This window comes from Candidatus Binatia bacterium (assembly GCA_036563615.1).
Classification (GTDB): domain Bacteria; phylum Desulfobacterota; class Binatia; order UBA12015; family UBA12015; genus DATCMB01.
The window spans coordinates 304,508-316,756 of record DATCMB010000021.1 but is presented as its reverse complement, the minus strand read 5'-3'; the positions used below and the strand labels follow the sequence as shown (position 1 = coordinate 316,756).

At 68.5% G+C, this 12,249-nt stretch carries 7 protein-coding genes; 1 reads left to right on the top strand and 6 read right to left on the bottom strand.

Annotated elements, in window-relative coordinates:
• Window positions 1-142 precede the first annotated feature (142 nt).
• On the bottom strand, window positions 143-3,541 hold the full coding sequence (locus VIS07_18360) for an AAA family ATPase (protein HEY8517478.1): 3,399 nt from the start codon (window positions 3,539-3,541) through the stop codon (window positions 143-145).
• A gap of 1,289 nt (window positions 3,542-4,830) precedes the next feature.
• Between VIS07_18360 and VIS07_18355 the strand changes: the two genes are divergently transcribed.
• Window positions 4,831-5,766 carry a GNAT family protein gene (locus tag VIS07_18355; protein ID HEY8517477.1) on the top strand — a complete coding sequence of 312 codons (936 nt, stop codon included), beginning with the start codon at window positions 4,831-4,833 and terminating at the stop codon, window positions 5,764-5,766.
• A 23-nt stretch (window positions 5,767-5,789) separates the two neighbouring features.
• Here VIS07_18355 and VIS07_18350 read toward each other — a convergent pair whose 3' ends face one another.
• From VIS07_18350 to VIS07_18330, 5 genes are all read right to left on the bottom strand, one after another.
• A complete protein-coding gene (locus VIS07_18350; protein ID HEY8517476.1) occupies window positions 5,790-6,995 on the bottom strand; it encodes a CoA transferase in 1,206 nt (401 codons plus the stop codon).
• 14 nt (window positions 6,996-7,009) lie between these two features.
• Window positions 7,010-8,251 carry a CaiB/BaiF CoA-transferase family protein gene (locus VIS07_18345; GenBank protein ID HEY8517475.1) on the bottom strand — a complete coding sequence of 414 codons (1,242 nt, stop codon included), beginning with the start codon at window positions 8,249-8,251 and terminating at the stop codon, window positions 7,010-7,012.
• 97 nt (window positions 8,252-8,348) lie between these two features.
• Window positions 8,349-10,178: an AsmA-like C-terminal region-containing protein gene (locus tag VIS07_18340; protein HEY8517474.1), complete on the bottom strand. Its 1,830-nt coding sequence runs from the start codon at window positions 10,176-10,178 to the stop codon at window positions 8,349-8,351.
• Window positions 10,171-11,013 (bottom strand): sigma-70 family RNA polymerase sigma factor, encoded by an 843-nt coding sequence (locus tag VIS07_18335; GenBank protein ID HEY8517473.1) that lies wholly within the window; start codon window positions 11,011-11,013, stop codon window positions 10,171-10,173. Before VIS07_18335 ends, VIS07_18340 begins: the two co-directional genes overlap by 8 nt.
• A 33-nt stretch (window positions 11,014-11,046) precedes the next feature.
• Window positions 11,047-12,084, bottom strand: a complete 1,038-nt coding sequence (locus VIS07_18330; GenBank protein ID HEY8517472.1) for an alcohol dehydrogenase catalytic domain-containing protein — start codon at window positions 12,082-12,084, stop codon at window positions 11,047-11,049.
• Window positions 12,085-12,249 lie beyond the last annotated feature (165 nt).

Below are 12,249 nucleotides of genomic sequence, written 5' to 3'. Positions count from 1 at the left end.
CGCACCGGCTCGGAGTTCAGCGGCGGCATCATCGGCAGCATCGAGACGCTGTCGGACATCAATGACCGCGGCGACCTGCTGCTGATCATTCAGCTCAGGGGATCGGGGCGGGCGCTGGTGCTGATCCCGCGGTGAGCGGCGCTCAGGTGGGGGGCGAGGGGGCCGCGGCGACCACTGGCCCGACCCCGCGCTCGAGCTCGCCCTCGGGCGCATAGCTGCAGAACGTGCCCGTGTGGATGCTGCGGGCAAGGTGCGCTCCGACCGCTGGCGCTGCGTCGAGGACGTGCAAGAGCGCGAGGCGGATCGTTCGTGTCACGTTGAGACGCGCCCGCTCTGCATCTCCGCTGCGACGCGGACGGTCACCGAGGCCAAAGATACGGCGTTCCTCATCGCGCAACTTCGTTAGCTCGTCGTGTAGTATCGTCGCTTTCTCCGGATCCCCGGCCGCGGTCGCGCGCTCGAACTCGCACGTCAGCTCGTTGATCCGCTTCTTGTAGGCGCGACGCGCGCGCGCGTCGACGATCTCGGCCTGGAAGTCCGCCTCCCTTGCCTCCAGGGATTCGTCGTACACGCCCTCTTCTGGCGGCGGCGCAGTGAGTCGCACTAGCTCGAGGGCGTGCAGCTCGTCACCAGGGCGACGAAGGAGCTCGGCGAGGTACTGAAGACCCTTCGAGTCCTTGAGCAACGTGCGCTCGCCGTGTCCGGTGAGGATCCACACCTCGCCTTCCTTTGTGAGCTGGGGTAGCGCCGAGTTCCGATTGGCTGGCAGACCGTTGTGGGCGGCAGCTTTGAGCAGGCGGCGCCGCAGCTCTTCGGTGTCGCGTGCTAGGCGCTTCATGCCGATGTCCCGCGCGATGCGGAGGGCTTCCTCGGCGAGTGCCAATGCTCGTTTGTGTGCAAGTGCGTCGCCCTCGATGGGAATCAGGCGCGCGTAATCGTACGAAGTTAGCGCAACAAAGGGCCGAGCCCCCATGCGCCCGTTCATGCACAAGGCTTCCTCAAAATGGCGAGCCGCGTCCTGCCAGCGATCACACGTCGCGGCAAGGAGACCAAGAAAGCGGTGTGCCGATCCGAAACATGCAACAACACTGATCGAGACGTTTCGGTCATGGTACGGCAGCAACAATCTATAGAGACTCTCTGCCCAATCTCGATCGTTAACGTAATGAACTGCCTCAGCGAGAAGGCATATTCCGAAGAGCCACGTGACATTCTGTGGTAGTTCGGCAAACCCGTTGCGACTGAGTGCAAAAAGCTCTTGCCGTGCATCATCCAATCGTCCAGCTCGAGACAGAAAGAATGCTGGCGCTGCACGCAGAGTTACCGATTCAGGATAGCGCTCGCGAAGCTCCCGGAAATGATTAACGACGTCAGGGGCTGTCTCACCGCAAAGTTCATCAATGAGGATCTTCTGCCCCGAAAAGCTTAACTGCGCATAGATCTCGCGCGAGTAAGGCCCCGAGACCCTTGTAGCAAAGTCGAACGCCTCGTGAGCCAATTGTTTTGCATAATCAAAACGCCCATCCAGCATGGCCCGCATCGCGCGCCATACCAAGTTTGCCCACCGCTCGAACGAGTCGCCCGTCTCGCTACTCAATTGCTGGTGCGCCGCAAGTGCGTCATCGAGAGCGATTATGTCTCCTATCTCAGTCAAGTCCGTAATTGCGAGGGCGTACCCGCGCATTGCGAACTCGCTAGAGTTCATCTTTGTCGCAATGTTTAGTATCTCGCGAGCAATCGCATAGCGCTCAGGCAGATCACTCGCGCCCACCAAGACACCGTGCCGCGCCGCAAGAGCATGCACGAGTGTATTAGGGTCGCCGCTTGCACGACCCAATCGGACCGCCTCGGCGCTCAGTGCGACAGCGTCTGTCGCCGCCGGGTTGAAGCACCCGTGTAGCGCGAGGCGGCTAAGTAGCCGTGCCCTGCGCCCAGAATCGTCGATCGGTACGGCTGCAAGGGCTTCGCGAAGTAGATCAGGTGCCGCCTCGCATCGTGAACTGGCAACGAACTTCAAGGAGAGGACCGCACCGACTCCTAGGGCCGCCTCAACAAGCAAATCGATTGCCCGAATCGATCGAGCGATGCGAGCTGCGCGACGAAAGGACTCGCGCGATCCCTCGAGGTGTCCGGACCATTCCTGCGCTCTCCCTAGGCCGAGAAGTAACAGGCACTGCCGTCGATCATCCCGAGGAGCCGTTGCAACGGCATCGAGAGTCCTTTGATAGAGCGCCACAGCGTCTTCAAACGCCATCTGCATCATGGCGTGCTCAGCCGCTCGGACAGCGTGCTCTACGAAGGAGTAATCGCGAGACAGCGGTGCGGCAATGAGTAGATGGTGGGCGCACTGGGTATGATAGGGATGTCCATCGGTAGATACTCGAGTGGCGATGGCGAGGCCCACTTGTTCGTGCAGTCGGAGTCGACGATCGGAGGAAAGGTCTTCGTAAAGCACATCCCGGATGAGGGTATGTCGAAAGGCATAGTGCCCCGGTCGCAGATCCACTACGAGGCCGTATCGAAGCGGTTCCTCGAGGAAGTTCAACGCATCGCTCGCGGAACGGCCGACGACTGATGCGAGAAGCGCGAGATCAAACTCGCGTCCTATTACGGCGGCCGTATCGAGTAGATGCCTTGCCTCTGTGCTTATAGCGCCCAGTCGCAAGCGGACCGCATCAGTGATCCGCGCGGGAATCTTGAAGGGAGCCGTGGACACACCCGAGAGTCCCTGCTCCGTCGCGATCATACGCAGAAGTTCGCCAACGAAGAGAGGATTGCCCGCAGTGGCCGCGTAGATGGATCCTGCGATATCGTCAGCGTCGTTGCGCAGTGTGCGAACTAGCTCTCTGACGTCTTGTGAGGTCAGCCCGGAGAGGTCGATCTTGTGCCCTTGGCAACCTAGTTGGGCGAGAGAATCGCGCAAGTATGTGTCAATACGAGGATCGACGTCGCGATGCGTGCCCAGGAGTAGTACTCTTGAATCAATCAGTGCTCGCGCGAGGAATGACAAGAGTGCTAGTGATGGGCGATCGGCCATCTGTAAATCGTCAATCACGATGACCAGAGGCGCCTGCTGCGACGAGCTGCGGAGCAGCGAAGCCATCGCGTGAAACAAGCGAAAGCGTGTCGCGTCACTAGTGACGGTGAATGAGGTAGATAGTTCGGTGCTTTGACAATCGGGTGTAGCATGCAAAAGTTGGAGGAGAGAGTCGGTGTCGAAGCCATGGGTGTCGCTGCCGGTAGCGAGTAGAGACTGCACTACCTCTAGCCACGGCCAGTAGGGGGGAGCTCCTCCAGTCTCCCAACACCGACCCCATAGAACGTTGACGCCGCGGGTACGGGCAAGATCGCTAAAGTGCCGGGCTAGGCGCGTCTTGCCGATTCCCGGTTCTCCGGAAACCAGGATGGCGCGGCCGATTCCGCGCACAACGTCTTGGAGCGCGGCCGCCAGGATGCCCATCTCCTCCAGTCGACCAACAAACGGCGGCTCAAGAGGGAGCGTACTGAGGTCATCGACGGCTTGCGTGTAGACCTTTCGCATCGCAGTCCTTTCCGGCGACTCTTTCAGAATCGCGTACGCTCTATGGGGCATGTGGGGGGTGACTGCGTCAGTTGTCGCGTTCTTGGTCCGCGAGTATGTGTCGGCACGCGATTCGTTGGCGCATCGCGGGCCGGTGCGTGAAGCGCCCCGCGTCGGCCTCTTCTCCTGCGCCGGAACGATTGCCGAGCGACCGTCAGATCGCGGTGGTACGCGCGATCGGCATAATCGACGACGACACTTCTCTCGGATCGCTCGCGCGAGCGATCTGCACGACTCTGAGGTCCGCTGTGATTGTGGGCGGACGTTGCGGTGGATTTGAGCCCACAACGCGTGATCAAACCCTTTGTGGGAGAGTGCGAGAGAGATGAGATCGCGAGAGAAACTCTCCTCCGAGGAGTCGTCGTCGGAGAGCGGATTGCCGCAGGAGCGTCGCAGACATTCCCCGGTGCGGCTGAATCTCGGATCGGGGTCGCAGCTAGCATGTCGGCGATGGTTGAAATGGATCGTTTCCGCATCCGTCGTCAAGACCTAATCAGCGCCAGCAAGAGCGGAAGTGTCTGCATGACAAAATCTCGAGGGCCTGCGCGGCGGCGGCCACGCGCCGTGTGGTCAAGCGGAATCATCTGCGAGGCGCGTGCTCACGCACCGCCGCAGATTGGAGCCAATGCTTCTCCTAGGCCGAGCCCCAGCGGGCTACTCGTTCGTTGGTGGCGAAAAGCCTTGATTGACGGAAAGTTGAGAGTTGTCGGGGGCCATAGCCTGGTCAAGACTGATCGTGCCGGGCGACTAGATGGAGTGGGCTTGCGCCAGCCTGCCTGCCGCCCCGCTCTAGGGCCAGGGTAGCGGTCGGCCCCAGGCTTCCTTGTAAGAAAGGCGGTAGCCCGTCCAGTGGGAGCAGTGGGGCCGGGAACCGCAGGCAAACCATCGGGAGAACGGACTTGGGCTCTGCGGGTAGAGGAGACCGTTCGCCTGCTCTTGGCGCGAAGCCGTCTCGGGCTAGCGCAGCCCAAAAGTGTGTTGGAAGGTCCGGTAGGAGACTACGGCGAGCAAAGGCAGACTCGCTGGCGACTCTGATCACTCCGTAGCATCTCCGCGAAAATACTAGAGATTTTCGCCCCCACTCGCTTGGGACGGGGCAGTTTCCAGGTTGGACACCGCCCCTGCCTCGCTTTGAGAAAGGCTGTTCGCTCAAAACGAACGGCCCGTGTTCGCTCCCTCGTCACGCCTACCCAGTAGGAGCGCCGCGTACGGACGTACCCAGCCGACGGCGCCCAGAAAGGTAGGACGACATGGACGAGCCGACTGCATCGAACGGGCGACCGCGCGCAGCGACCGGTCTCGACGCGAACAGGCCATCGCCCGGCTCCGATTCCACCTCGACCAGCACGCCGGCGAGCTCGGCCCCCGCGACCGGACGCAGGCAGCCGCTTTCTCCCGACGCCTTCCGCGTTCGCTTCGCGGCCGAGATGGGGATGTCCGTGGGCCGCGTCCTGCCGAAGGCGCGCCTTCGCGAGGACCTGGACCTGGATTCCGTACGAATCCTCGAGCTCGTACTCTTGCTTGACGATCTCGGCGCGACAGTCGAGGACTCGGAGGTCGCGAGCCTGACCTCCGTCGAGGACGTGTACCGCATCTACGCGGAGCGCGTCAGCGCCGCCGACCGCGTCTCGGACGGCGCATCCGCTTACGACGTGCCGACCTTGGTTGGACGGCACACGCTGCAGCGACCACTCCTGCCGGGCGACGACGCCTTCGTCGAAGCTTTGATGGTGTCCACGCAGCGCCGTACGAGCCTGCGCTCCTTCGGAGCGTCAAGCGTGACACGCGCAGTCTTGCTCGAGCACGTCGTCATCGCACTGAAGTCCGCCGCCCGGATCGGTGTCATCAGCGTTCACGACGCGGACCTTCGCGAGGGAACGGCCTTTCTCGAGCTCGCCTTCGAGCCGCGTGTGCGCGGGCAGGGCTGGCCGCTCGAAGCCGTCGTGCTCTTCATCGATCACGTCTTCCGCACGTGGCAGCTTCGTAAGCTGTACGCGGAAGTGATCGGCGACGTGAGCGACAAGATCGGAAGCGGGGTGGGGCGCTTCTTCGTCGAGGAGGGACGCTTCGTCGCGCACGAGCACGTCGACGGAAAGCTCTGCGACCTGCGCGTGCTGAGCTTCTTCCGCGAGCACTGGGACGCGGTGGCGCCGCGCCTGCTCGCGCGCATCCGGCCGGGACACTAGCGCGAACGACGTCCCTTCGACGTTCAGCGCAGCACGCCGTCGGAGGCTAAACGCTCGATTTCGTCGTCCGCGAGCCCGAGGATCTCGCGGTACACGTACCGCGAGTGCTCCCCGAGCAGCGGCCCCGGACGCTCGATCGCGCCCGGCGTCTCCGACAGCCGGTAGCCGAGCGCCTCGCACGTGTGCGCGCCGAGCACCGCGTGCTGCATCGGCACGAAGTGCCCGCGGTGCTCGAGCTGCGGATCCGCGACCAGGTCGCGGCACGTCGCGACCACGCCCGCCTCGACCCCCGCGCGCTGCAGCAGCTCCGCGACCTCCGAAGCCTCGCGCGACGCGGTCCACCCCGCGATCGACGCTTCGAGCTCGTCCTCGTCCTTCTTCCGACCCGCAAGCGTCGCCCAGCGCTCCTCGAGCGCCCACGCGGGCGAGCCCATCGCCGCGACCAGCCGCTGCCAGCCGGCGTCGTCCCAGCAGGCGATGACGCACCATCGGTCCTCGCCGCGGCACGGAAACGCGCCGTGCGGCGCCGCGATCCGCGAGCGGTTGCCGTCGCGCCCGATCACCTCGCCGTTCGCAGAGTACTCGAGCATCCAGCCGGAGAGCGAGTACGCCGCGGTCTCGGTCTGCGCGACGTCGATGTAGCAGCCCTCGCCCGTCTTCTTCCGGCGCAGCAGCGCCGCCAGCACGGCTGCGGCGACGAAGCGCGGCGCGAGCGAGTCGGTGATCGTGCCGTGCTGGCCGACGGCCTCGCGGTCGGGCCAGCCGGTCAGGAAGTTGAAGCCGGAGATCGCCGAGCCCTGGCCGCCGAAGCCGGGGTAGTCGCGGTGCGGGCCGGTCTGGCCCATGAGGCAGGTGCTGACCATCACCAGGTCGGGCTTGAGCGCGCGCAGGCTCTCGTAGTCGAGGCCCCACTTGCGCATCGCCTTGGGCGCGAAGTTCTCGGCGACGACGTCGGCCCACAGCACGAGCTTCTTCGCGAGCTCGACGCCGCGCGGGTCGCTCAGGTTCAGCGCCACCGACATCTTGTTGCAGTTGAGCATCATGAACATCGGCGCGTCGTCGAGATTGCGGTTCTTCTTCGAGAGACCGAGCACGCGCAGGAAGTCCGGCCGCGTGCGCGACTCGACGCGGATCACCGTCGCGCCGTGGTCGGCGAGATGCCGGACCGCGATCGGCCCCGCGGCGCCGCCGCCGAATTCCAGCACCTTGACGCCCGCGAGCGCCTTCACGCCGACAGCGCCGCTCACACGACCCCCGCGCGGCGCAGCGCCGCGAGCTCGTCGGCGCCGATCCCGAGCTCGCCGTAGACCTCTTCGTTGTGCTCGCCGATGCGCGGCGCGGGACAGCGCACGTCGGTCTCGCAGGCCGACATCACGGCGAAGCGTGCGGGCAGCGCGTACGTCAGGCCGCGCTCTTCGTCGCGCACCTCGGCGAAGAACGCGCGCGCCGCGAGCTGCTCGCTGCGCGCGATCTCGCGCGCGTCGTTGACCGGCGCCAGCATCACGCCGCGCGCGATCGACTCCGCGAACAGCTCGCGCATCGTCTTGCGCGCGAAGAGCTCGAGCAGCGGCGCCGACAGCGCGTCGACCTCGTGCTGCGTGAGGTCGTTGTGGCTGTACGCCGTCCAGTCGCGATCGCGCCACGCCGGCGCGTCGATGCCTTCCTCCTCGAGCCACTTCGCGGTCGCGACGAGCCCGGGGATGCGCGCCGGTCCGCCGCGCAGCGCGAACGACACGAAGCCGTCGCGGCACGGCCACACCTCGCGCTGCAGCGTCTTGCCGACGGGGTAGCAGGCGCCGGTGCGCGTGCGGTCGCGGCGGTCGCGCGCCCACTGCGAAGCGCCGGTCATGATCGTGCCGACGACGCAGGCCTGGAGCGACACGTCGACGTGCTGCCCGCGCCCGACGAGCTCGCGCGCGTGCAGCGCGACCAGCACGCCCGCCGCAGCTTCCGCACCGCCGTGGCAGTACGACGCCGGCATCGTGCAGCGCAGCGGCGCGCGGTCGGGATCGCCGGTGAGCGCCATGTTGCCGCCCATCGCGGTGACCGTGAGATCGCTGCCGCGCCACCCGGCGCAGGGGCCCGAGCGCCCGAACGGCGTGATCGAGCACACGACGAGCTGCGGGTGCGCAGCCGACAGCGTCGCGTAGTCGACGCGCGCCGCAGCCAGCATTTGCGGGTCGTACGACTCGATCAGCGCGTCGGCGCCGGCGCACAGCCGATCGAGCAGCTCGCGGCCGCGCGCGCTGGTGACGTCGAGCGTCACGCCGCGCTTGCTCGCGTTGTAGGCGAGCCACGGGATCGAGCGCTCGGCCTGCGGCGCGCTGCCCGACGCGATCCATGGCGGGCGGTGCCGCACCGGGTCGCCGCCCGGCGGCTCGATCTTGATCACGTCGGCGCCGAGCTCGGCGAGGATGCGCCCGCAGAGAAAGCCCTTCTCGTCGGTGAGATCGAGGACGCGGTAGCCGTCGAGCGCGCGGGCCACGGGCCACGCTTATCAGAAGGCGAAGCTCGCGAAGAAGACGCGGTGTCCGGCGCGGCGGCGGCGGACACCGCGCCGCGCTGCGCCGCGCCGACGAAGCTCAGCCCGCGACGCGCGCGAGCAGCGGCACCACGCGCAGCGCGCGCGGATCGAGCGGTGCAGCGGCGCGCGCGATCGCGGTGCGCACGTCGACCTCGAGGCGCACGTCGGGCCAGCGTCCCGCCGCCTTGAACGGCACCTCGAGCTCCGCGCCCTGCGCGAAGAGCCGCCCCGCCTCGGGCAGCAGCGCGACGAGCGCGCGCGTCGCGTCCGCACCGAGCGTCACCGTGCCCTGCACGTCGAGCGCGCCCGCGTGCGTCAGCGAGCCGGTCGCGCTCGCGCGGAACAGCGAGGTGTCGACCGCGAGATCGTCGAAGCTCACGCTGCCGGACGCGATCTCGACGCTGCCAGCGATGTCCTCGAACGGCGTCGCGCCCGGCGCGAGCGCGCTCGCGAGCGCGGGCACCTGGCGCGCGCGCTCGAGCAGATCGTGCGCCGTCAAGCTCACGTCGCCGTCGTGCGCCGCCTCGCGGGCGAGCGCCGCGACCAGCTCGGCGAAGAGGTTTCGCTCGCGCAGCTCGCCGCAGCAGAGGCCGAGCTCGCCCTTGCCGGACGCGTTGGCGACGATGGTCTCGATGCCGCGGCCCTCGCTCGCGAGCGAGCCGGTGAAGGTCAGCTCGCCGGTCAGCGACTGCGGCGCGCCGGGGATGTCGGCGAGCGGCAGGCGCGCGAGCTCGACCTCGTCGAAGCTCCAGCGCGGCGTCGCGCCGCCCTCGAACGGGCCGATCTCGCCGCGCAGCGCGATGCGCTGCGCGCTCGCGCCGAGCGTGCCGCTGAGCTGGATCGCGCTGGGCTCGGTCGGGGCGTCGCTCGTGTAGCGCAGGTCGAGGTCGCGCAGCGCGAGCGTCTTGCCGCCGCCCTTCTCGTCGGTGATCTCGAGCGTGCCGTTCTCGATCGTCGCCGAGGTGAGGCGGACGAGGCGCTCCTTTGCTTTACGGACGTCGGCGCTGCCTGGCTTCGGCGGCGTCGCGGCGCTCGGCGGCAACCCCGGCGGCACGCCGACCCCGCGCGCCGGCTCGCGTCCGGCGAGCGTCTCGATGTTCCAGATGCCGGCGCCGTCGCGGATCAGGTGCACCGCCGGCGCCTCGAGCGCGATCGCGCCGCGCACGCGTCCGCGCAACAGCTCGCGCGGATCGACGCGCAGCACCGCGCCCTCGACGGTCGCGAACGCGCCGCCGCCGAAGCGCGGATCCTCGGCGACGCGGAGGTCGTCGAGGCGCAGACCGGGGCCGCCCGCGAGGACGAGCGACGCGCTGCCGCCGGAGACCTCGCGCCCGAGCGCGCTCGCCATGCCGGCGACCAGCGTCGGCTGCAGGCGGCCGACCGCCCAGTTGCCCGCGACCGCGCCGCCCGCGAGCAGCACCACCGCGAGCCCCGCGGCGATGCGCAGCCAGCGGAGCCGGCGCCGGCGCGGCTTCGCGCGCTCGACGCGAGCGACGCGCTCCACGCGCTCGCCACGCTCGGCGTGCGCGGTCCGCTCGACCTGCGCGGCGCGTGCGGCGTGCGCGCCCCGCTCGTCGCGCGCCGACGCGGACGCGACGGCACGCGCGCGCACGTCAGCGCGCTCGTCGACGTCCGCTGCGGGAGACGTCGCCGACGCCGCATCGGCCTCGAGCGCCGCGACGATCGCCAGCTCCTCCGCGCAGCGCGCGCACGCGGCGACGTGGCGCTCGAAGCGCTCGACCTCGTCCGGTGCGAGCTCGCGCGAGAGGTAGCGCGCGACCTGCGCCTCGTCGGGGTGTGCGCCGCGCGCAGCGTCGTCGGCCTGCGCGTCGAGCGCGCGACCGAGCGCGCGCGCCAAGGCGTCGTCGCCGGTTGCGCCCCTACGCATCTCGTTCCTCGTCTTGCATCTGGTCCCGCAGCTTCGCGCGCACGCGCGACTTCAGCACGTGGGTCGCGTTCTCCGTGATGCCGAGCACGCGCGCGACCTCGGGGACGTCGAGCCCGTCCACGAAGTGCAGGCGTACCAGAAGCTGCTCGCGCGCGGGCAGCTCCGCGACCAGACGGCGCAGCCGCTCGATCTCCTCGCTCGTCGCTGCCTGCTGCTCGGGATCGGGGCCGGGCGCGGGCGACTCGGCGAGCACGTCGCGCGCCTCGCCGCTGGGCTCGACCTGGATCGCGTCGGCCGCGATCGCGGGACGCCGCTGGCGGTAGCGCAGGTGATCGAGCGTCAGCCGCGTCGCGCAGACGCGCACGAAGGTCGCGAACGACGCCTGGTTGCGCCCCTCGTACATTTTGAGCTTGCGGCAGTCGCGGTCGAACAGCGAGACGATGACGTTGTGCGCGAGGTCGTCGATCTCTTCGCGCAAAAGCGTCACCCCGCGGTGGCGCAGCACGCCGGCGATCGCGAAGCGGATCAGCCCCGTGTATTCGGTGACGAACTCGTCGCGCGTCGCCGGGTCGCCGGCGATGCAGCGGGCGATGAAGTCCTGGCCGCGCGCGAAGGCGTCGCTCGGGCCGGTGGCGTCCCCTGCGGCGTGCTCGGGCTCCTTCGCGCCCGTGCCGGAGGCGCGGCCGCTCGGCGCGCCGCGGCGGCTAGCGTCGCTCTTCACGGCCGTCCCGCGCCGTCCGCCGCCCGCAAAGCCGCGCGCGGGCAGCGGCACGGCCAGCGTCCCGGCGGTCGCCGCGGCCGCGAAGCCCGCCTCCATCACCCCATGCCGCATCATCTGGGCGGTATCGACGCCGCATGGCGCGCACCCTTACGCGGGCGCGATGCTGACCTTGATCGACCCGGTCGTCTTGTCGTTGGCCGCGGCGAAGCCCTCCTCGATCCGCTCGAGCGGGAAGCGGTGGGTGACGAGCTCGCGGCGGATGGTCGCGCCGTCGCGCGCCAGGATGTCGAGTGCGATGTCGAAGTCGGCCCGCGAGCCGGCGGCGCCGTAGCACAGCGAGCCGACCAGGTGCGCCTCCTTCATCATGACGAGGAGCGCGTTGAGCTGCGGCGGCTGCATGAACACGCCGACGATGGCGATCGAGCCGCCGGGCCGGACGCAGTTCAGCGCGTCGGCAAGCGACGAAGTCGCGTCGCCGACCGTCTCGACCACCACGTCGACCGGGTTGTCGAAGGCCCACGACATGAGCTCGCCGGACTCGGACGAGTCGAACACGCGGGTCGCGCCGAGCGCGAGCGCGGCCTTCTTCTGCTGCGGACGGCGCGCGGTGACCGCGATCTCGCCCGCGCCGCCCGCCTTGGCGGCTGCGACCGCCGTCAAGCCGATCGTGCCCGCGCCGAGCACGAGGACGCGCTGCCCCATCTCGAGGCGCGCGAGCCGCAGCGCGTGCACCGACACCGCGAGCGGCTCGGTGAGCTGCGCGGTCTCGTCGTCGACGTCCTTGGGGATCGCGAAGACGTGGCGCGGCGTCGTCACCATGTAGTCGGCGAAGCCGCCCGGGACGGTGATGCCGATCATGCCCACCGCGCGGCAGCGCTGGTAGTCGCTGCTGCGGCAGTAGTCGCACGTCCCGCAGACGCGGATCCCCTCGACGGCGACGCGATCTCCCGGCTTGACGCCGGTCACGCCGGCGCCGACGTCGGCGACCACGGCGCTGATCTCGTGCCCCGGGCACACCGACGGGATCGGGATCGCGCCGTGGAACCAGTGCAGGTCGGTGCCGCAGATGCCGCAGCGGCTGACACGCAGCAGGACCTCGCCCGGCCCGGGCTCGGGCATCGGAACGTCGTGCACGAACACCTTGCCGGGCTCGCGGCAGCCAACCGCCCGCATCGTCTTCGCCATGCGGGATCGTTTCGTCGTTCGCCGCCGGTCAGTCAAACGGGGGCGTGGAGATACGAAGGTAGGGGCGCCGTCTGAGCGGCGCGCTGGGATGGTGCTTCGGAGAGGTGCTTTGCTGAGGTGAGAAAGCGACCGGGGCGACGTTGCCATCGCCCCGGCCGAAAGGCT